This window comes from Clostridioides sp. ES-S-0005-03 (assembly GCF_020658455.1).
In the GTDB taxonomy this organism is placed as follows: Bacteria; Bacillota; Clostridia; order Peptostreptococcales; family Peptostreptococcaceae; genus Clostridioides.
This window is the reverse complement of record NZ_JACVWI010000001.1, coordinates 538,566-561,373: the sequence shown is the minus strand read 5'-3', so window position 1 is coordinate 561,373 and position 22,808 is coordinate 538,566. Positions and strand designations below refer to the sequence as shown.

Annotated in this window: 22 protein-coding genes and 1 other annotated feature; of the genes, 1 reads left to right on the top strand and 21 read right to left on the bottom strand. The window is 28.4% G+C overall.

Annotated features, from left to right (window positions below):
• Positions 1-2: 2 nt before the first annotated feature.
• From IC218_RS02645 to IC218_RS02570, 16 genes are all read right to left on the bottom strand, one after another.
• Complete coding sequence (locus IC218_RS02645; RefSeq protein WP_227432975.1) at positions 3-740, bottom strand: ABC transporter permease; 738 nt, start codon at positions 738-740, stop codon at positions 3-5.
• Complete coding sequence (locus IC218_RS02640) at positions 733-1,656, bottom strand: ABC transporter ATP-binding protein (RefSeq protein ID WP_227823758.1); 924 nt, start codon at positions 1,654-1,656, stop codon at positions 733-735. The genes IC218_RS02645 and IC218_RS02640 overlap by 8 nt, the downstream gene beginning before the upstream one ends.
• A gap of 157 nt (positions 1,657-1,813) precedes the next feature.
• Positions 1,814-2,731: a sensor histidine kinase gene (locus IC218_RS02635; RefSeq protein ID WP_227823757.1), complete on the bottom strand. Its 918-nt coding sequence runs from the start codon at positions 2,729-2,731 to the stop codon at positions 1,814-1,816.
• A gap of 7 nt (positions 2,732-2,738) precedes the next feature.
• A complete protein-coding gene (locus tag IC218_RS02630; RefSeq protein ID WP_227432970.1) occupies positions 2,739-3,440 on the bottom strand; it encodes a response regulator transcription factor in 702 nt (233 codons plus the stop codon).
• 384 nt (positions 3,441-3,824) lie between these two features.
• Positions 3,825-5,861: a thioredoxin domain-containing protein gene (locus IC218_RS02625; protein WP_227823756.1), complete on the bottom strand. Its 2,037-nt coding sequence runs from the start codon at positions 5,859-5,861 to the stop codon at positions 3,825-3,827.
• Positions 5,862-6,033: 172 nt separating this feature from the next.
• Positions 6,034-6,711: a manganese catalase family protein gene (locus IC218_RS02620; protein WP_227432965.1), complete on the bottom strand. Its 678-nt coding sequence runs from the start codon at positions 6,709-6,711 to the stop codon at positions 6,034-6,036.
• Positions 6,712-6,931: 220 nt separating this feature from the next.
• The gene (ilvB, locus tag IC218_RS02615) at positions 6,932-8,620 is read right to left on the bottom strand and encodes a biosynthetic-type acetolactate synthase large subunit (protein WP_227824256.1); all 1,689 of its coding nucleotides are present in this window, start codon (positions 8,618-8,620) and stop codon (positions 6,932-6,934) included.
• 50 nt (positions 8,621-8,670) lie between these two features.
• Entirely contained in the window at positions 8,671-9,690 is a 1,020-nt protein-coding gene (ilvC, locus tag IC218_RS02610; RefSeq protein ID WP_255606542.1) for a ketol-acid reductoisomerase, read from the bottom strand.
• A gap of 295 nt (positions 9,691-9,985) precedes the next feature.
• Positions 9,986-10,225 carry an ACT domain-containing protein gene (locus tag IC218_RS02605; RefSeq protein ID WP_227432962.1) on the bottom strand — a complete coding sequence of 80 codons (240 nt, stop codon included), beginning with the start codon at positions 10,223-10,225 and terminating at the stop codon, positions 9,986-9,988.
• Positions 10,226-10,338: 113 nt separating this feature from the next.
• Positions 10,339-10,597 (bottom strand) — a binding site (T-box leader).
• A gap of 154 nt (positions 10,598-10,751) precedes the next feature.
• Positions 10,752-11,513: a M48 family metallopeptidase gene (locus tag IC218_RS02600; protein ID WP_227823755.1), complete on the bottom strand. Its 762-nt coding sequence runs from the start codon at positions 11,511-11,513 to the stop codon at positions 10,752-10,754.
• A complete protein-coding gene (locus tag IC218_RS02595) occupies positions 11,513-12,340 on the bottom strand; it encodes an XdhC family protein (RefSeq protein ID WP_227823754.1) in 828 nt (275 codons plus the stop codon). The genes IC218_RS02600 and IC218_RS02595 overlap by 1 nt, the downstream gene beginning before the upstream one ends.
• 41 nt (positions 12,341-12,381) lie before the next feature.
• Positions 12,382-13,137 (bottom strand): DUF3298 and DUF4163 domain-containing protein, encoded by a 756-nt coding sequence (locus IC218_RS02590; protein ID WP_227432957.1) that lies wholly within the window; start codon positions 13,135-13,137, stop codon positions 12,382-12,384.
• A 42-nt stretch (positions 13,138-13,179) separates the two neighbouring features.
• Positions 13,180-14,049, bottom strand: a complete 870-nt coding sequence (locus IC218_RS02585) for a DUF3298 and DUF4163 domain-containing protein (protein ID WP_227823753.1) — start codon at positions 14,047-14,049, stop codon at positions 13,180-13,182.
• Positions 14,050-14,060: 11 nt separating this feature from the next.
• Positions 14,061-14,543: a sigma-70 family RNA polymerase sigma factor gene (locus IC218_RS02580; RefSeq protein ID WP_227432953.1), complete on the bottom strand. Its 483-nt coding sequence runs from the start codon at positions 14,541-14,543 to the stop codon at positions 14,061-14,063.
• A gap of 51 nt (positions 14,544-14,594) precedes the next feature.
• A complete protein-coding gene (locus IC218_RS02575; protein ID WP_227823752.1) occupies positions 14,595-15,551 on the bottom strand; it encodes a peptidylprolyl isomerase in 957 nt (318 codons plus the stop codon).
• A gap of 68 nt (positions 15,552-15,619) precedes the next feature.
• The gene (locus IC218_RS02570; RefSeq protein ID WP_227432951.1) at positions 15,620-16,453 is read right to left on the bottom strand and encodes a polysaccharide deacetylase family protein; all 834 of its coding nucleotides are present in this window, start codon (positions 16,451-16,453) and stop codon (positions 15,620-15,622) included.
• A 502-nt stretch (positions 16,454-16,955) separates the two neighbouring features.
• Here IC218_RS02570 and IC218_RS02565 point away from each other — a divergent pair.
• On the top strand, positions 16,956-17,804 hold the full coding sequence (locus IC218_RS02565; RefSeq protein ID WP_227823751.1) for an MBL fold metallo-hydrolase: 849 nt from the start codon (positions 16,956-16,958) through the stop codon (positions 17,802-17,804).
• Positions 17,805-17,897: 93 nt separating this feature from the next.
• Here IC218_RS02565 and IC218_RS02560 read toward each other — a convergent pair whose 3' ends face one another.
• From IC218_RS02560 to hisH, 5 genes are all read right to left on the bottom strand, one after another.
• Positions 17,898-19,235 (bottom strand): APC family permease, encoded by a 1,338-nt coding sequence (locus IC218_RS02560; RefSeq protein WP_227432948.1) that lies wholly within the window; start codon positions 19,233-19,235, stop codon positions 17,898-17,900.
• 810 nt (positions 19,236-20,045) lie between these two features.
• Complete coding sequence (gene hisIE, locus IC218_RS02555; RefSeq protein WP_227823750.1) at positions 20,046-20,714, bottom strand: bifunctional phosphoribosyl-AMP cyclohydrolase/phosphoribosyl-ATP diphosphatase HisIE; 669 nt, start codon at positions 20,712-20,714, stop codon at positions 20,046-20,048.
• A 28-nt stretch (positions 20,715-20,742) separates the two neighbouring features.
• Positions 20,743-21,501, bottom strand: coding sequence for an imidazole glycerol phosphate synthase subunit HisF (hisF, locus tag IC218_RS02550; protein WP_227823749.1), 759 nt, complete (start codon positions 21,499-21,501; stop codon positions 20,743-20,745).
• Positions 21,483-22,205 (bottom strand): 1-(5-phosphoribosyl)-5-[(5-phosphoribosylamino)methylideneamino]imidazole-4-carboxamide isomerase, encoded by a 723-nt coding sequence (gene hisA / locus IC218_RS02545; RefSeq protein ID WP_227823748.1) that lies wholly within the window; start codon positions 22,203-22,205, stop codon positions 21,483-21,485. The genes hisF and hisA overlap by 19 nt, the downstream gene beginning before the upstream one ends.
• Positions 22,202-22,807 carry an imidazole glycerol phosphate synthase subunit HisH gene (gene hisH / locus IC218_RS02540; protein ID WP_227823747.1) on the bottom strand — a complete coding sequence of 202 codons (606 nt, stop codon included), beginning with the start codon at positions 22,805-22,807 and terminating at the stop codon, positions 22,202-22,204. Before hisH ends, hisA begins: the two co-directional genes overlap by 4 nt.
• Position 22,808: the final 1 nt, after the last annotated feature.

Genomic DNA, 22,808 nt, shown 5'->3' with positions numbered 1-22,808 from the left:
CCTCACTTTCTTTTTCTTAATGCTATATTTACAAGTACTATTGAAACAATATCCCAAATGCAAATACAAAGAAATGCAAGTGGAATGTTAATTGCCTGTGTATATACAAGACCTGGAATATCTTTATTTCGCATAACGATAACTGCCATACTGGATAACGGGTGTAAATACATATTTACTGTCATTAAGATAAAACCAGAAAAGGCATACACCAATGTTATACAAGTTGGGAGAATGTATCCTTTTTGCGACACAGCGATTGCTAAAATTGGTAGCATTACAAAAGCAATAATAACACCAAATTCCAAACATTTTTTCAGTAAATATAAAACGCTTCCCCATTCAAATACGACATATCCAGGAAGTATACTGAATATAATAGAAGCAATGGCTGTAATCAGCATGAAACAAATAGAGTAAATCAAAACCACAAAAAATTTACTGAAAAAGTATCCCATTTTGCTTATAGGCACAATCAAAAGTTGTTTGAGTATATCATACTGATTTTCTTCGCGCATAAGTATCGTACAAAGCATTCCCAAAACGACAGGCAAAATAATAAAAATAGTATAACTGAACGCAGACCATTTATAAAATTGTATTGGGTCAACATCAGTTTCTCCCAAATGCTTGAAATATAATAGTGCGAAAAATGGCATAATGAGAGTAGCTAACAACATTAACCAAATAAGTTTCTTGCGGCGCAGTTTAAGAAATTCTGTTTGAATAAATTTAAGCAATGCCTTCTCCTCCTGTAATTTTTTTGAAATAGTCCTCTAAAGTATCATTACAAATCCCCGAACTAGTTACAGTAACATTCTGCATAACAAGGGCTTTATTTATTTCACCCATATTCAGATTAGTGTCGTAAATACGTAAGCTATGGCTGTCTTGAACAGAATAATCTTTTAAGTTGAATTGACGCTCTAAAATCAGTAAAGCTTTTGGAGTATCTGACACTTGCAGCAGTATATATTTACGATTTTTCTTTTCTAGTTGACTCATGCTGCTTTCTTCCAAGAGGACACCATTATTGATGATTCCAATATCATCAGCCAATAATGAAATTTCCGAAAGAATATGACTTGAAATAAGAATCGTTTTTCCGCACTCAACACTTAAATGTTTAATAAAATCTCTCATTTCAGCAATGCCAATAGGGTCAAGACCGTTTGTAGGTTCATCCAAAATCAGCACTTCTGGGTCATGTAAAATAGCATTTGCAATTCCCAGACGCTGTTTCATTCCAAGTGAATACTTACCAAACAGCTTTTTGTCTTTATAATGCAATCCTACTATTTTCAATGCGTTTTCAACTGCGTGTGGGCTGGCTGTGCCGCGCAGCTTCGCAAAAATTTCAAGATTTTCTGTTCCAGTTAAATTTGGATAAAATCCTGGTGTTTCAATAATTGCGCCAATACGGGGATATATTTGCTTTTCTCTACCTTTGATATTTTTTCCGAATACAGTTACTTCGCCAGAAGTGATAGGTGTCAGTCCTAAAATTATTTTCATAATCGTGGTTTTACCAGCGCCATTGCGTCCTAACAAACCGTAAATTTGACCTTTTTTAATATGGAGATTGACTTTGCTAACCACTTCCTGTTCTCCATAAACTTTTGTCAGATGTTTTGTTTCAATCACAAAATCATTCATATAAAATTTCCTCACTTTCCATAAAACTACTTTTGTCATGTGATAACTGATAGAATATCAGAAACAATCACAATTAGAAGTATACAACATAAACCTTGCCAAAACCTTGCTAAAACCTTGCTTTTATCTTGTTTTAGCAGAAAGAAAGCCCTGCATTTTACAGAGCTTTCGGAAGCAATATTGTAAATATAGTCCCCATATCAATGGTGCTGTTGGCGGTAATCGTTCCTTTGTGAACATTGATAAGTTCTTTTACAATCGCCAATCCTAAGCCATTACCTTTTGATGACCTAGAATGGTCACATTGATACATTCTTTCAAAGATATGTGGGAGATTATCAGAAGATATTCCTTTCCCGTTATCTTCTACTACAATTTTGACTTGCTGTTCATTTTCAAAAATACGTAGTGTTACTTTATCTCCATCACTATGCCTAATGATATTTTGTAATAGATTATTAAGAATGCGGGTATATGCGTTTACATCTATGTGCATAGCATACTCAGTTTCAGGTATATCAATTTCATATTCAAAATGGCATTTTTCTAAAATAGGAACCCAATCAGCTATAATATTACGAGATAATTCATTCAAGTCGAAAAGTTCAAAATGAAAAATCTGTTCCCTAGAATCCAATTTCACCCATTCAAATAGATTTTCTACAAAATGTTTTAAGTGTTGGGCTTTATTATACGCAACATGTATATATTCGTCCTTTTCTTCTCCTACAACAATATCAGTTTCGATTGCCTCCAAATAACCAACCAAAGAAGCAAGTGGAGTTTTTACATCATGGGAAAGACTTATCATTAGCTGTTTGTATGCTTGTTCCGATTGTTTCTGCTGGATAAGCTGTGATTGACTGTTGATTGCAATTTCGTTAATATCATAGCAAATTTGTCTTGTTATATCACTCTTCCTTGTTAAAACACGTCGGTTAAGGTTCCCGTTTTTTATATCTTCTAAAGCATATTTTATAAGTGCAAGCTGTGTTCGGACACGCCACAAAATAGAAATGAGATACACTATAATAATTAAAGCAAGAGCAAATGCAAAAAGCAGATAAACATTCATATTTAGGTTATGCCTCCTTATTAAAACGATAGCCAACACCTCGGACTGTCAAAATATAAAATGGATGTCCAGGGTCTGCTTCAATCTTTTTCCGTAATTTACTGATAAAAGACATAATATTACTATCGTCAAAAGCATATTCTTCTCCCCACACTTGCATATAAATCTGTTTTTTGGTAAACACTCGTCCTTTATTAGAAGCCAGAAAAGAAAGTAAATCAAATTCTTTGCTTGTAAGCTGAACAGGAATATTGTCAACGGAAACAACGCGATTTGTTCTGTCAATAACCATGCCTTTTATTATTATGCAATCTGTATCTGTTACAAAAGTAGGGTTTAACATAGTATAACGGCGAATAAGAGAATTGATACGAGCCATAAGCTCATTTATGCAGAATGGCTTTGTTAGATAATCGTCAGCACCTAGACGCAACCCAGAAACTTTATCATTCTCGTCACTTTTAGCGGTAAGCATAAGTACTGGGACATTACTTGTTTCCCTAATTTTTTTCAGAACTTGAAACCCATCTATGTCTGGCATCATTACATCCAAAATCACAAGAGAGCAGCTATTTTTGTTTTCATCAGTCAGGCGTAATCCCTCCACACCTCCATGTGCAATAATAGCAGATAAATTTTCTTGCTCTACACATTTTTTCATAAGAGCACAAAGCTCTTTGTCATCGTCTATAATCACAACATTATTCATATTATAGCTCCTTTCTCCTCTTTGTTCTACTATACGACTTTTTAGAGTCTTTTAGTATTAGCCACATATAATCAATTTTTGAAAATTCCAGTATATTTTGCACCATCTTTCAGAAATGCCCCATTTTATCGCCACTTAGGGGCAAGACATATATTCCATATTCAAATGGTTCTTTCGTTATAATATATCAGCATATATTATATATGGAGAACCAAATAAAATCAAGAAATGGAGTGCGAATACCATGATTTATTTTGCCTAATAATAAGAACTATGTAAATATCCCTAAAAAGAAAGGAGAACAGTAAAATGTAACTAGGTGAATAACTATTGCAAAAAGAACTCAGTATCAAATATCAATACTGAGTTCTTTCAACATTATAATTAGTCTCTCATAAAAATTATATCATTTAGCTTTTGTAAATCATTAAATGGTTGACTACAACTATTATTTTGACATACATAATAAGTAGTTTTGTCGTTTTTTAATCTATAATTATTTAAAAAATCTATCTTAGTATTTTCTTCATTGTATTTTTTTACTAAAAAAGTTGAATTTGGTAAAAAATTTTCACTTACTAAAGTCTTAAAACCAATTAAATCAGAGTTTTCCTTTAAAATACATATGATTTCTTTTGTAGGATAAAGTTCATACATTAATGAAAGCATATAAAAACTATATCCTGTTGGTGAATTTTTTACACTATCTGAATAAAGCTTTAATTGCTTGTATGACAATTCTTCAAGTTTATTGTCACCAGTAGTTTTTGCAAGTCTTATAAGATTATATAATTGTACAGAATTACCTGATGGAATAGCTCCATCATACAAGTCTTTTGGTCTTGCTATTAAATTTTCACTATCTTTACCATATAGGTAAAATCCACTTTTTTCATAGTCCCAAAAAAGCTCAATACAACTTTCATTTAATTTTAATGCCTCTTCTAAATACTTTATATCAAATGTTGATTCATAAAGTTCTATATATGCCCATATTAAAAATGCATAATCATCCAAATATGCTAAATAATCAGCACTACCATCTCTATATCTAGCTAATAATCTACCTGCTTTATTCACAAGATTACTATTTATAAAATCAATACACTTATTTGAATACTCTAAATATCTATCCATTTTTAGAGTTTTATAAGCCTTTGCTAAAGCTACTACCATCAATGCATTCCATGATGTCAGAATTTTATCATCTTTATGCAAAGAAGTTCTTTCTCTCCTATATTCAAATACCTTTTTACTCAAATTAGCTATTCTTTCATTATACTTATCATATTCTTTATTTTCTATGAGATTAGGAATACTTTTCCCCTCAAAATTTCCACTACTAGTTATATCAAAATAGTCATTAAAGAATTTTCCATCTTCTTCACCTAATATATCAATTATTTCAAGTGGATTAAATGTATAAAATTTACCTTCCTCGCCCTCACTATCTGCATCTTGTGCTGAATAAAATCCACCTTCTTTATCTTGCATCTCTCTAATTACATAATCTATAGTTTTTATAGCAATTTCTTTATATAACTCTTTCTTGGTTATCTTGTATGCATCTAAATATGCAACTGTAAGCATAGCATTGTCATATAGCATCTTTTCAAAATGAGGTGCTAACCATTTTTTATCAGTGGAATATCTTGAAAAACCAAATCCAATATGGTCAAATAGACCTCCTCTGTACATTCCATCTAAAGTTTTTTCCACCATTTTTAATACATCTTCATCTTTTTCTATACTATAGTATTTCATCAAAAACATAAGATTTTGAGGACTTGGAAACTTAGGTGCATTACCAAAACCACCATATTTATCATCATAAATAGTTTTAAATATTCTAACTGATGAACTCAACATATCTTTTGATAAATCACCATCTGTATTTTTCACTCCAAAATCATCTTTAAGAGCCTCTACTATTTCATTTCCAGATTTTATAAGCATATCCTTATTTGTATTCCATTTGTCAGATACATTTTCCAATAAATCTATAACACCTGGTCTATTATATCTTGAGTATTTTGGAAAATAAGTTCCTGCAAAAAAAGGTTTTTTATCAGGAGTCATTATTATAGTCATTGGCCATCCACCACTACCTGTCATTGCTTGACAAACTGTCATATACACACTATCTATATCTGGTCTTTCTTCCTTGTCTACTTTTATTGCTATAAAGTTTTTGTTCATTATTTCAGCAACTTCTTCATCTTCAAAAGATTCATTTTCCATAACATGACACCAGTGGCAAGTTGAATATCCAATACTTAAAAATATCGGTTTATCTTCTTCCTTTGCCTTTTTAAAAGTTTCGTCGTTCCAACTATGCCAATTTATGGGATTATATGCATGTTGCAGAAGATATGGAGATTTCTCATTTATTAAATTATTAGGTTTTTTATTCGTTGCCATAATACCACCTCATTTATTATTTTGTTATATGTTTTGCAATAAAAAAATAGATATACACTTATAATAAGCATATACCCATTTTTAACTGTATATATTTAAGTTTTTATCTACTTAATTCCTCTAGGCAAATAATTTTTAAAATACCTACTAAAACAAAACAAGAAATATCAAGCTATTTCTTTAAAGGTTTTTCAAAAGAAGGAGGATTGATATCTATCTTAGTATCATGATTTGGTCCTGGAGTTGATAAATCGAAGTATAACTTAGAATCTTCTGTAACTCCAAAATCCTTGTTTGAACCTGTATCTTTAACCTTGTTTAAAGCATCTCTAAATAAAGCATTATGTGCTTCTTCTCTATTAAGTAAAAAATCAATTGTTTCTTTTACATATTTATCATCAATTTGTCTATATAGATGCTCATAAACTACCTTTGCTCTTTGTTCAGAAGCTATATTTGAAAGTAAATCAGCTACTAAATCACCTGTAACTGTAACATAATCAGCAGTCCATGGAGCTCCTGATGAATTTATTAATACTGGTGATAATCCAGTTAAGACATGAGTTTCGATTTCCCCTGTATCAACTGCTTTGTAATCAACATCATGCCCATTTAATAAATTTATAGTTTGACCTACCATTTCCATATGACTAAGTTCTTCTGCTGCTATATCAAGAAATAAATCTTTTATTTGAGGGTCTTTTATTCTAAAGCTTTGAGCTAAATATTGCATTGCTGCTTTTAATTCTCCATTTCCACCACCTAACTGTTCTTGCATCAAAACGGCATATTGAGGGTTTGGTCTTTCTACTTTTACTTCTTTTAATAAAGCTTTATCATGCTTAAACATATAAATACCTCCGTAAATTATTATTCAGAATTATTATTTACTTAAGTTACATTATTATTCTAAATTCCATCATTAATATTTAATCAATAATTTATCATACATGAATTAAATTATTATAAAACTAAAAAATATTAATCTATACTTGAGATTATTGTAAAATAAAAAACTGAATATCAATAAAAGTTTAATAAAAAACTTTATCAATATTCAGTATCAATTTTTAGTTACATATCAAATTTTCTAATGCATCATTAGGAGCTACAATAGGATAAACATCATAGTCTTTATCTATATCACATTGTAAAAACACAGGTTTATTAAAATCTATTGCATCCAAAATTCTTTCTAATCCTTCCATATCACATGCTTTATATCCATCTATATTATAAGCATTTACAAGCTTAACATAGTCTACATTTTCATTAATATCAGTTTGAGAGTATCTTTGATTAGAAAATAATTTCTGCCATTGTCTTACCATTCCTAGAGTTCTATTATTAAGCAATAAAATAAGCATAGGTACATTATAATTTGCAACTGTAGCTAACTCATTACAATTCATTCTAAAGCTTCCATCACCAGTAACTAAAACTACATTTTTATCTAAATTACCAACTTTAGTTCCAATAGCTGCTCCTAGACCAAATCCCATAGTTCCTAGACCTGCTGATGTTATAAAACTTTTATTTCCTTTAAAATCCCAATACTTTGCAGACCACATTTGGTGCTGGCCAACATCAGTAACAACTACAGTTGGATTTGCCAATTGCTCGTATTTTTCGTTTATTTTTCTAAGTATATTCTGTGGATGAAACTCTTTTTCCTCTACACCCTCACCTTTTCTAAAGGTCTTTATTTCCTCTTTCCAATTGCTATTGTCCTTACCTTCAACTCTTTCTAGTAGTAGACTAAGAACCATCTTTACATCTCCAACTAAAGATATATTGGACTTTATATTTTTACTTATTTCAGATGGGTCTATATCTATGTGTATTACTTTTGCATTTTTAGCAAATTCAGAACTTTTACTTATTACTCTATCACTAAATCTTGCACCTATCGCTATCACTAAATCTGAATTAGAAAGTGCTAAGTTACTTTCTCTACTTCCATGCATTCCAACCATTCCAAGAGATAATTCATTTTTTCTATCTATATTTCCAAGTCCCATAAGTGTATTTAATATAGGTGTATCTATCTTAGTTGCAAATTTTACAAGAACTTCTTCACTATTGGATGATTTAACACCTCCACCAGCATAGATTATAGGTTTTTTAGACTCTTTTATCATCTCCACTGCATCTTTTAAAAGTTTAAAGTTGTTTTCATCATCTAAGTCAAAATCATCCTTATAATCCATATACTCATCTATTTGACATAAACCATAGTCCTCATCATTAAAATCCATTTCTGCTAAAAACAAATCCTTTGGAACATCCACAAGTACAGGTCCTTTTCTACCTGAGTTTGCAACTTTAAAAGCTTCTTTTATTGTAGGTACTAACTCTTTAGTATTTCTAACTAGATAATTGTGCTTTGTCATAGATAAGGTTGCTCCAGTTATATCAATTTCTTGAAAAGAATCTTTCCCCAATAAACTAGTTGGAACTTGACCTGAAATTACAACCATAGGAGAAGAATCCATAAAGGCTGTTGCTATACCAGTTATAGCATTCGTTGCTCCTGGTCCAGATGTTGTAAAACAAACCCCCACTGTATTAGTGCTTCTTGCATATCCATCTGCTGCATGAACCAAACCTTGTTCATGTGAAGTCCTTATATGTTTAAAATAATCTGTATAATCATATAGAGCATCATAAAGAGGTATTACTGCTCCACCAGGATATCCAAATATTGTGTCAACTCCCTCTTTCTTTAAACATTCTAAAATTACCTTTGCTCCGTTCATACGCACTACTATGCACCACTCTTTCCCTCAAACTAATCCATTTAATATATTTATTTCAAGAATGACATCATACTTCTTAAATTTCTACCAACTTCAGCTATTTCTGTAGCATATTCTGCTTCTCTAGTTTTTAGGAAGTTTTCACGCCCTTCTTCATTTTCTTTAATCCATGCCTTAGCAAATTTTCCATTTTGTATATCTTCTAATACATCTTGCATACCTTGTTTTGCTGCATCAGTTATTACTCTTTTACCAGATACATAATCTCCATATTCTGCTGTATCGCTTATGCTGTATCTCATTCTTTCAAATCCACCTTCATATATAAGGTCAACTATTAGTTTCATTTCATGTAGACATTCAAAATATGCTACTTCCTTTTGATACCCTGCATCTACAAGTGTCTTATATCCTAATTTTATAAGTTCACTTATACCACCACAAAGTACTGATTGCTCTCCAAATAAGTCAGTTTCTGTTTCTTCTTTAAAAGTAGTTTCTAAAACACCTGCTCTTGTAGCTCCTATTCCTTTTGCATATGCCAAAACTGTCTCTGTGGCTTTTTTAGTGTAATCTTGATATACTGCAAACAATGCTGGAACTCCACTTCCTTTAGTAAATACATTTCTAACTAAGTGACCAGGTCCTTTAGGAGCTACCATTACAACATCAACAAATTCTGGTGGTTGTACTTGATTATAGTGTATATTGAATCCATGTGCAAATGCTAATGTTTGACCTTCTTTTAAATTATCTCTAACGCTTTCTTCATAAACTTTCTTTTGCTTTTCATCAGGCATTAACAACATTGTTAAATCACTTTCTCTCGTAGCCTCTGCTACACTTTTTACTTCAAATCCATCTTCCTTTGCTTTTTGCGCTGACTTACTTCCATCATAAAGTCCTATCACTACATCCACACCATTATCTCTAAGATTTTGTGCATGTGCATGACCTTGACTTCCATATCCTAAAACTGCAACCTTTTTATTTTTTAAAACCTCTAAATTTACATCATTTTCATAATACATCTTTGCCATCTTTACTTCCTCCCAATATTTTCTCTCAATTATTTTGTGATATTTATTTTTATTAGAAATTTATACTCATTATCATTGATTCTATGCTACTTAACAAACTTTATTTTCTAATTTATAGAATTTTAATCTTCAGAATCTCAACATTTATAGTTTTAATAATCTTAATATTTATAATTTTCAGTTTTTAGAATTTGTAATAGGTTTATAATTTCAATAATAATCGTATTTTTAATCTAAAATTTTTCTCATCTAATATTTTTCTTTAGTTTTTATTTAAACATTAGTTTCTTCATACTAGTTTTTAATTTTTATAAGTCATATTTAATTAGTGTCTTACTTGTTCAACAGTTATTTCTCTTATATCATGTAGTTTCTTCATGTGATTTAAGACACTATCTAGAGATGTCTTTTCTTCATTTACTATCAATTTTATACCTGAATTATTCATATTATCTACAGTCATACTTATTGATTGTATATCAACTTCTCTTCTTCTAAGTGTCATCGCCACTCTTAAAAAAGAATCTATTCCTTGGTTTAATTTAGCATATACAGTATTTTCCATAAAAAACTCCTCCTTATTTTTTATTATTATTTTCATTAATTTTATATGGATTAATCTTTTATATCGCTCAAAATAAAAAAACTTTCATCTTTATAAGCAATATAAATATTACTTATAAGGACGAAAGTTAAATTCCGCGGTACCACCTTATTTGTAGATATAAAAAATATATCTACCACTCTTTTTTCAGGTCGGGTAATTGATTACCTTAACCTTAGCCATATAACGTTGGCAGACGTTTGTACTTACTAAAATATATTCAGTACAAAAGCTCCAGAGTGATCATTATACTACTGTTAACACCAATTCTCAGCAACATTGGTTCTCTGTAGATAACTCTATTAGTATTGTTGTCTCTGTCATTGCTTTTATTTATCTAATTTTTTTAACTTTGTTTTGCTGTTAATATAGATTATATTCTCTATCTTTTGGAATGTCAACGACTTTTTGAAAATTTTCAGATTATTTTTTTTCTTCACAATAATCACTTTTTTATATTTTAAATGAAAATTTGAAATAATCGTTTTCATATTATTATCTTATATCCATTTTTTTTAAGCCAATTTTCTTTATCTTTATACTCTGGCATAATATTTTTTACCAAATCATAAAATTTTTTTGAGTGATTCATATGTAATAAATGACTAAACTCATGTACTATTATATAGTCAATTACATCTAATCTCGCCATAGATATTTTTGAATTTATATAAATATTTTTTTGAGATGTACAACTCCCCCATCTACTTTTTTGTTCTTTTACTTTTACATTAACTGGTGTTAGTTGCTTCATTATATCACAATTCGACTTAAGAAAATCGATTCTTTCTGAAACAATTCTTCGACTTTCATTTTTGTACCAACACTGTAAAGATTTTTTGATAAAATCTTTACTTAGGTCATTTGTTTTAACAATTATTTTATATTCTTCAAGATTTATTTTACACTTACTTTTTTTCGCACAATCATCCAAAGTTTTATTTACAACTAAGCAATATTCTTCACCAAGATAAAGAAATTTGTCACCTGTCATAAATGTTCTTTGCTTGTATGCTTCCTCTCTGTCTTTATACTCACCAGATTTTTTAAGTATCCAGTCTCCTTTTTTAATTATTATTTCTTCTATTGTTTTTTTAGAAACTTTAGGTGGACTTATTACAACTACTTTGCCAAATGAGTCTATTTTTATGCAAATATTTTTTCTATTTTTATACAGTAATACTGCTTCTATTTCTTTATTTTTAAAATTAATATTTAAAATCTGATAACCTTTGCTCATCATTTTCATTAATTTCTTTTTTCCTTATTTGCTCTACAATTTATAAGTTCAGCTGCTATACACACAGCTATTTCTGCTGGTGTTTGAGCATCTAGTTTTATTCCTATTGGAGCATGTACTTTATTTAGTTCTTGCTTACTGAACCCCTTTTTCATAAGTTTTTCGTATGTCAATCCAATTTTTGTTCTACTTCCAATCATACCTATATAGCAAGGATTCGTTTTAAGAGCCCATTCCAATGAACTTGAATCATATAGATGACCTCTCGTTAAAATAATTATATAGCTATTCTCATCAATTGGAAAATCTGGTATATTTTCAAAAGAATCTAAAACTACCACTTCTGAGTGTGGAAATCTTTCAGAATTAGCAAATTCCTCTCTATCATCTATTACTATTGTTCTAAACTCTAGAAGTGATAATATTACTGCTACATCTTTTGAAATATGACCTGCACCAAATATATATGCTTTACTTATATTTTCTTTTAAGTTTTTATTAAATCTTTCTAAATTGCTCTTCAAATTACTATCAATAAAATCTATCTGTATTTCTCCAGTACCACCACATATCATTCCAAGCTTTGCTATATCAGTTTTATTTAGAGTAAATTTATACAACATTGACTCTCTACTTTTTATAACATTAATTGAATGTTTTATGCATGTTGCTTCTACACTTCCCCCACCTACAGAACCAAATATAGAGCCATCACTTTTTACAATCATCATTGCTCCAGTTTCACGTGGTGTTGAACCTGAGTGAGAAGTTATTGTAGCAAATGCAAAGTCCTCATTATTTTCTATTAACTTTATCGCTTGTTCATATATATTCATATATTTCTCCTTACTAGTCTATTTAAAAATCTTCTATATGTCTACTTTAAGTTTTTTATTACTTTGTCTGGTATTACAAACTCAACTGGCCCCATATACCCAGGAGCTACTTCATATTCATCAAAACTAATTACAAGGTTTCCATCTTTATTAAAATAGAAATCTTGATACTTATTTATAGACTTAAAATTTTTTACTGGGGAATCTTTTTCTTGGTCTATAAAATATGATTTTGTATTGTCTTTCTTAATTTGATTTTTCATCTGTCCTTTTATATTATCACTTATAGCATCCATATATCTACTATCTTTAAAAAATATTGGTAAGTTTAATAGTATTTCTCTATTTTTATCAATAGTATAATGTGTTTTAGTTACATATGAGGAAGCTTCTATCTCTTCTTTTTTAACTTCTATAGATAAAAAGCCCTTAGAATTATTTTTTACACTATAACTTACATTTAAGTATCTATGACCTTTATTGTTTTCTTTTTTCATTTTATTTTGAAATTCACTATAAAGTTTTTTCCCATTTTCCATAAATTCATTGTTTAATTTATTCTCTAAATCTTTATCTTTTAAACCTTCTATCTTAGGAATTTTGATATTGACTTCATAATTATCTTGTTTCAAACTATAATTTTTAGCATTTATCACTTTTATCGGATTATTTTTTATAACTCTATCAGAAGAACTTCCTGCAAATATAGGATTTACATTTACTAATGCTACAAGTAGACACACTGAAATCACAGCAATTTTAAATATAGATTTTTTAAGTTTTTTATATGTATTCATATTAACCTCCTTAATATATTTATATATAAATTACTATTCTATTTACAAATTTTTTATTACTTTATATGGAATTACAAATTCTACTGAACCCATATAACCAGGTGCTACTTCAAATTGGTCAAAACAAATTACAAGGTCTTCATTTTTATTAAAATAGAAATCTTGATATTTATTTATTATTTTAAAATCTTTAACAGGAGAATCTTTCCCCTGATCTATAAAATATGATTTTGTGCTGTCATTTTTCATTTGATTTCGCATTTGTTCTTTTATATTATTACTAATAACTTTTATATATTTATCATCCTTAAAAAGCATAGGTAAAGTTAAAACTATTTGTCTTTTTTTATCAACATTATAATGTATTTTGCTCACATATGATGATGCTTCTATCTCATTTTTTGTCATTTCTATTGATAGAAAATCTTTAGAATTATTTTTAACACTATAACTTAAGCTTAAATACTTATGTTCCTTATTTTTTGATAATTCTATTTTTTCCATTCTATTTTGAAATTCATCATAAAGCCTCTTTCCATCTTCCATAAAACTATTATTTAATCTCTTCTCTAAATTTTTATCTTTTAAACCTTGTATTTTAGGAATATCAATTTTAGCTTCATAGTTTTCGTTTTTTAAACTATAATTTTTTATAGTTACTACTTTTACTAATCCTCCAATTATAGGTAATTTAGAAAAGTTATCTGCAAATACAGGGCTAATATTTACTAATACTATAAACATACAGGCTGAAGCCATAATGACTTTAAATCTCCATTTATTTATCTTTTTATTTTGTTCGCAATATATATCTTTTATTTTTTTATGATTTATTATAGTATCTAGTTTCTTTGGTATTGGAATTTTATGATACTCATCTCTTAACTTATCTAACCTTTCCTTGTTCGTCATTCTTTTTATCCCTACTCTTCAATTTTTAATTTTAATTTTTTTAAAGCAGTGTATAACCTAGTTTTAACAGTATTCACATTTTCATCCAATATTATTGCTACTTCTTCAATCTTTAAATCCTCAAAAAATCTCAATATTATAATAGATTTATATTCAATAGGTAATTCTTCTAATGCTTTTTTTAAGTCTAAATCAGTATACTTATCACATTCTCCTGTCTCATCTATAAGAGTGATATCTGTCATATTATTATATTTGCGGTTTTTTCTAATAAAATCTATACTCGTTCTAACTAGAATTTTATAAAACCATGTTTTTATATAATTTACTTCTTTAAGGTTTTCTACTGAATATAGAGCCTTATACATGGCTTCTTGAACCACATCTAATGCGTCCTCTTCATTTTTTGTATAACTATATGCAATTCTATAAAAAGAGTCTTTATTATCGATAATGTATCTCTCAACTTTCCTTCTCTTTAAACTCTTAAACATTCCTGTAAAATCTCCCTCCGGCTACAGGCTAGGATTGAGTTTTTATAGATTCTATCTCTCTACTTTTGCACTTTCATTCAATTTTTTTATGTGCTCAATATATTTTTCGTTTAAAATAGATTCTCTTACTAAACTCTGACACTCATTAAGACTTTTTTGTCTTTCTCTTTTATCAGTAACTTTGACTATATGATATCCATAACTAGTTTCAAAAACACCTGAAACCTCATTTTTCTTTAATTTGAATACTTTTTTTGTAAATTCAGCATTTTTATCATTCTTTGAAAAATATCCTAGCTGACCTCCATTTTTTCCAGTCGCTTTGTCATCTGAATATTTTTTAGCCAATGCTTCAAAACTTTCTCCATTTTTGATTTTAGTCAATATATTCTCTGCCTCTTTTTTTAAAGCTTCTTTTTTATCCTTACTTACTTCTTTTTTATTTTTGTCTAAAGTTGATATCAATATTTGAGAAGCACTTACTTCTTCTACGTTAAAATCTTTTTTATGATTTACATAATAAGATTCCATCTCAGCATCACTTATATTTATTTTATTTTCAAAGGCTTTTTTACTTTTGTCTATGGCTAAATCTCTAGATATTTCTTGCTTTAAATATTCCTTATCTACACCTGCTTTGTCCATTTTTTCTTTATAGCTTGTATTCAAATTCATTTCATTTTCTAGTTCTTGATATTTTGAGTCTATCTCACCTTTACTTGGAGTTAATCCTTTATCCTTAGCCTCTTGATATAAAAGTTCATTATCCACCATAAACGATATTATAACATTTTCTAATTTATTTCTACCTTTTTTATCTAAACTTTTTTCCATTTCATCTAAAGATTGACCATTTATATAACTGTTAGTAGCAGATAATACTGCCTTTGTTTTTTCATATTGCGCCTTTGTGATTTCTACATCATTCACTTTAGCTAAACTTTTATTACAACCAACCATCATTAAAGATAGTACTCCGACCATTCCTACACAAAGTTTTTTATTCAAAACACTTACACCTCACTCATTTTTTATTTTCAATTTTTAAAACTCTTAATCAACATTTTTTATTTTTACTATTCCAAATTACGTAACCAATAATTTTTTGGTATCTGATTTTGCTCTACTGCTGCAAATTCATAGCCTTCATCTGATAAAAATTTTAAAATTGAATCTAAAGCTTCTGCACTTTGTTTTTTCTCATGCATTAAAACTACAAGTTGATCCTTATCTTCACCTTTTCTATTCTTAATATGAGCTTTTACATTCTGTACAATTTGTGCAGAATTAGATTTCCAGTCTTCAGTATCTAAATCCCAATCCCAAATTTTATACCCTGCATCAACTAAGGCTTGATATGAAGCTTGTGGAGTATATGGTTTACTTCCATAAGGAATTCTTATTACTTTTGAATGTTTACCAGTTATACTATAAAGAGTCTGATCATTCGTATCAAATTCATCTTTTGCTGATGTACTAGTAACATAAAGTTTATGAATATCATGAGATACACTATGAAAACCTGCTGTGTTCCCATTTTTAATTATATTTTTAACTTGCTGTGGATATTCCTTCATATTTCCATCTATCATAAAAAAAGTTGCTTTAACATTATACTTATTTAAAGTTTTTATCATTTGGTCAGTAAATTTAGATGGACCATCATCTATAGTTATGTATGCTACTTTTCCAGAACTTTTACTAGGCCCTTTACTAACTTCTGCTGATGTATTAGATATTATATCTGTAATAGTAGAACTTGATAGTTTAGCATTTCTACTAATTTCATCTTCTTTCATGTTCATATAACTAACTCGTATGCCAATTATTATAAATGCTAAACAGACTACTATAGCACTTAAAAGCAAATACAATCTCTTTCTATTTATTTTTTTCTTTTTATTTCTCATCGTTCGACCTCCAATATTACTATATTTTTACATTTATATTTTTGTAGTATTTTAGAATCAGAATCTACACTACATATATATAGACGTTGAACTTCGACAAAAAGTTTTACTTAATTTTTAAAATTTGTTATTTTGCTGATTATTATGCTGTATAATTTCTGTATAATTGTATAGAATGTTGAAAATTGAGTATTATATAGTGTTTTTTACAATTAATACTAGTTAAAATGTCGTTTCTAATTTTTAAAATTTATAATTTTTTTTCTATAAAATAGAAATTTAAAATAAGAAATATATTAAGAAAATAATATTATTTCTTGTTTTGACCTTATATTTTATATATTCATATACATTTGTTTTTGTTATTAAATAAAAATTTATAAACTTGTCTACAAAGTGTTATACTTTATAGGAAACTTTTTACATTACAACATAATAATTTGTTACAATATAAGTATTAGTTGTATAAAAATTCTAAAAATATTATTGGGAGGTATTGTTTATGAAGGTAATTTCTTTAATTGAAAATATTTCTGGCTCCAAAAACTTAAAATCTGAACATGGTTTATCTTTATTTTTAGAAATTAATGATAAAAGATATATATTAGATACAGGAAAAAGTGGAAATTTTATAGAAAATGCTAAAAATTTAAATGTTGATTTATTAAATTTAGATGCACTTGTAATATCTCATAATCATTCCGACCATATTGGCGGTATAGATAAATTTTTTGAAATTAATAAAGATATTAACGTTTATATAAAATCTCAAGCTAAATTATATGAATATTTCTACCATAACGAAAATCAGCAAGAAAACTACTATATAGGAAATAGAAAGGGCTTATTTGAAGATTTTAATAAAAACTTTATTTGGATAGATGATTTTTACAAACTTAGTGAAAATCTTTATATCTTCTCTGATAAAAACAATAATAAAGATTTCTTTTGTAGAGATAAAAATCTGTTAAAATTTAAGGACAATATGTTTATTGAAGATGATTTTAAACACGAATTATTCTTAGTATATGTGGATGGAGACTATGTATCAATAATAAGTAGTTGTAGTCATAGTGGAATTGTAAATATCGCTCATACTGTTAAAAAATACTTTCCAGATAAATCAATTAAGTTTATTATTGGAGGATTTCATATGGATAATTTATCAAAACAAGGTGGACTTAACTGTTCTACAGAATACATAGATGATGTCATAAAGGAACTTAACACAATTGGTTTTCAGAAAATATATACATTCCATTGTACAGGATTAGTTGCATTTGATTACATGAAAAAATTACTTGGAGACAAAATAGAGTATTTTAAGACAGGTGATTTTTTAGAGGTGTAATTATAAAAGCTAAAAATAAAAAAATAAAATCCCAATCTATCTACGTTATAGATTGAGATTTTATTTTTTATATAATCATAAAGTATTTATAAACTAGTTAGACTCATTTTTTGTTTTCTTAGTCATATAAGCATACACTGGCAAGCCTATAGCTGTTATTATAAGACCTCCAACAGATATCATAGTAGTTTTCATACCCGCGAAGCATAATTGATTAACTACGACAAATATACCACTCACTATAGCTATTATTGGAACAATTGGATATAGTGGTACTTTGTATTCTCTTGGTATATCTGGGTGAGTTTTTCTAAGCTTCATTACCCCTATAAATGTCAATACATAGAATATCCAAGTAGCAAATACTGCTAAATCAGTTAATAAATTAAATTGACCTGATAAAGCATAGATAGCTGCAAGAACAGATACTAATACTATAGAATTTGCTGGAACTTGAGCAGAATTTAATTTAGAAAATACTTTATATTTAGGCAAAGTTTTATCTGTTGCTAAAGTATAGGCCACTCTTGAACCAGTTAATAAGAATCCATTTAATGCTCCAAATACTGAAATTAATATACCTACAGATATTATTTTTCCACCTATTGAACCAAATATAACCTCAGCAACTGCTGATGCTGGTGAAGCGTAATTAGCTAGCTCACTAGCTGGTAATACCCAAAGATATGCTAAGTTTATTACAAAGTAAACAGCCATAACCACTGATAATCCACCTATTATAGCTTTTGGAAGGTCTTTTCCTGGATTTTTCATTTCTCCAGCCAAAGTACCAACATTCATCCATCCATCAAATGCAAATAATATAGCAATTAAAACTTGACCTATTACACTTCCTAGACTTAATCCTTCACCAACCATAGGACTAAGTATTGGATTATCTCCACCGCCTTTAATAAATCCAACAATCATTATTAATATAAGTGGTATTAATTTACATATTGTAGAAATTGTTTGTATAGCTCCCCCAGTTTTTGAACCCAACATATTCAGCCCTGCAACTATCACTATAATTCCAATTGCTATTGGAAGTAATAATGATGAATTACCAATTAAAGCTGATGCTTGCTCTCCAAATATGACACCTAATGCTGCCATCATCCCAGGATAAAATAATACAATTTGCATCCATCCAGTTAAAAATCCCAATTTATCTCCATAAATCTCTTTTATATATACCATCATTCCACCAGTTTTTGGTATTGCAACTGATACCTCTGCAGCTGTAAGACCAGCTGTTATAGTTATGATTCCTGCTATTAACCATGCCAATATACCGAGTCCTGGAGCTCCTCCAGTTAATGTATAAACTGCTTGCGGTTTAAAAAATACACCTGCTCCTATTACTGAACCTACAACAGTTGATAATGCTGCAGATACACCAAGAGTCTTTTTTAGCTCACTATTTCCCATTTTTTTCCTCCTACTTCATCCTATTTAATTTTAATTTCATAGTTATATAAGCATCTACTATGCCAATATTATAGAAAAATAGTTTTTATTATTTATTAAGATAAAATAACATATGCTAAACTTTTGTAAATTTTAATTTTTAAGTAAAATTAAAATTTTTTAAAAAAATTATAAAAATTAAAAATCCCAATATGATGATACATTCTTCATAACAGTTAAATTGTTTTACATTTCAATATCTATTTATCTATTAAAATAGATTCTATCCACAAGTAAAAGTTAATTTAAACCTTTTGCAATAAATTTTCACTGTTTTTCAAAAACATTTTATTATATTTTTGTAATTTGTATTTTATTCTTAATGTTTTTGACTAAATAGTATCACTTTTATTTATTTTATAGCTTGTTTTATAGTAATAAATAATTTAACAATTTATTATAACCCAAATTAAACCATAAATCAAAACTAATATTTTATTTTTTAGTAAAAAATAAAATATTAGTTTTGAAAACGTTTACTTTTTGTTAAAATTTATATCTATTTCATCTTAAAACATATCCTTTTTCAGACCATATTATTCAATATGAAAATTAATTTAAAATTATTTTTCTTAAATATTAATTATATAATCATAGTTTTTCTAAAATAAATAATGTATTATAATCGTTTTATTGATAAATTGTATACATAATAAACTTAAGTAAGAAACCTGTGATTTTCCTCTACAATATAAAACAGAAAATAAGAAAGTATACCATTTTTTTTAAAAAACGGTATACTTTCTTATTTTCTATCAATCTATTTTTATTCTATTTTCTTCTTTTAACTAATTCTTTTTTTATTTCATCAATTTCAACACCCTTTTCTATCATTAAAACCAATGTATGATATACTAAATCACTAATCTCATAAATAAGTTCACTTTTATCTTCATTTTTTGAGGCTATAATTACTTCACTACTTTCTTCTCCAACTTTTTTAAGAATTTTATCCAAACCTTTGTCAAATAGATAGTTAGTATAAGACCCCTCAATGGGATTGTTTTTTCTTTCATTTATTAAATCATATAATTCTTTTAATGTATTTTTTTGTACTTCAAAGTCAATTTTATCAGTATCATCAAATAAATCTCTATAGAAACAAGAGTAATTACCTGTATGGCAAGCTACACCTGTTTGTTCAACTAAAAGTAATATTGTATCTACATCACAATCATAAGAAATCTTGACCACTTTTTGAATATTTCCAGATGTCTCACCTTTAACCCATAATTCTTGTCTACTTCTGCTAAAGTAACAAGCTATTTTGTCTTTTAAAGTTTTCTTTATAGACTCCTCATTCATATATGCTAACATCAATACATCTTTACTTATTACATCCTGAACAATAGCAGGAACTAATCCTTTATCATCAAATTTTACATTTTTTATAAATTCTTCAAATTTTTCACTGCATACATTATTACATTTATCATTCATTTTTCCAATCTCCTTATAGATATTTAATTTATAATCTTACTTCTACACCCATTTCTTTTAAATACTTTTTCAAATCCTTTATTTTTATCTCTCCAAAATGAAAAACAGATGCTGCTAAGATTCCATCTACATTAGATTCTTTGACTGCTTCATAGAAATCTTCCATTTTCCCAGCCCCTCCAGATGCTATAACAGGTACATTTACTAAAGATGTTATTTTTGACAGTAACTCTATATCATATCCATTTTTCATTCCATCTTCATCCATACTATTTACAACAATCTCTCCAGCTCCAAGTTCAACACCTTTGACTGCCCATTCAATTGCATCTAAATCTGTTTTCTCTCTACCGCCTTTTACATATACACTCCATGAACCCGCTTCATTTTTTTTTGCATCTATTGATAAAACTACACATTGTGCACCAAACCTTAGTGAGGCTTCTCTTATTAATTCAGGATTTTTTACTGCTGATGAATTTATAGAAACTTTATCTGCACCTTTTCTTAAAATATTAGTAAAGTCTTCTAATTTATTTACTCCTCCACCTACACAAAATGGAATATTTATATTTTCTGCAACTTTAGATACAAATTCCAAAGATGTCTTTCTTTCTTCATTTGATGCAGTTATATCATAAAATACAAGTTCATCTGCGCCACAGTCGCTATAAAATTTTCCAAGGACTTCTGGACTGTCAACATCCACTATATCTGTAAATTTTTTCCCTTTTACAACTCTTCCATTTCGTACATCTAAACATGGTATTATTCTTCTAGTAAGCATAGTTGTTGAGCCTCCTTAAAGTCTATCTTCTTATCATAAAGTGCTTTACCTATTATTGCTCCATATAAGTTCATATCTTTAAGTTTTTTAATATCTTCAATAGAAGTCACTCCCCCAGAAGCAATAACATTTAAAGATGTCTCTTTTGATATTTTTTCATATATATCAAAGTTTGGACCTTGAAGCATACCATCTTTTGATATGTCTGTATAAACAATCGTCTTTACTCCTATTTTTTCAAGTTGTTTACATAAAGTCAGAGAATCTACATTGCTTACAACTTCCCAACCTCTAACCGCTACCTTTCCATTTTTAGCATCAATTGAAACAACAATTTTTTCTTGATATTCATTAACCAACTCTTCAACTAACTCCATATTTTCAATTGCGATACTCCCAAGTATCACTCTAGTAACACCTGCTTTTATTAAACTTTGAACTTTCTCCTTATCTCTAACCCCTCCACCTACTTGAATAGGTATTTTTATATTGTTTGCTATATTTTCAATTGTTTTTGTATTTACACCAAATTCACTTCTAGCTCCATTTAAATCTACTATATGTATATATTCTGCACCTTCATTTTTCCATTTATATGCTACTTCTAATGGATTATCATAATATACATTTACTTTGTCAAAATCACCTTGAGTTAATCTTACACACTTGTTATCCTTTATATCTATTGCTGGAAATATTATCATTTTATCATCTCCCCATATGCTCTTAATATATTTAAACCTACTTCTCCACTTTTTTCCGGATGAAATTGTATACCATATACATTATCTTTTCTAACTATTGCTGGAATCTTCTTCTCATACTCTGAAAACGCAACAAGTTCTTCATTTGATGAATTTGCATAATATGAATGAACAAAGTATACATAGTCATCTTCTTTAATATATTTAAGAATATCATCATTTTTCTTATTAAATTTTAGATTATTCCATCCCATATGTGGAACTTTTAAACTTATATCCAGTTTATCAATGCTACCTTCTATAAGACCTAACCCTTCATATTCTCCATATTCATAGCTTTTTTCATAAAGTAATTGCATGCCTAAACATATGCCTATTAAAAACTTTCCCTTTGACACATGTTCTTTTATTATTGGCACCAAATCTAGCTTATTTAAAGCATTTATAGAATCTCTAAAAGCTCCAACACCTGGAAGTATTAGTGAATTTGCCTCCTTTATTTCATTTAAATTGTTAGAAATTTTAGTTTCTATTCCAGCCTTCTTAAAACCTCTAGATACAGAATCTATATTTCCTAGACCATAATCTACTATTATATTCATT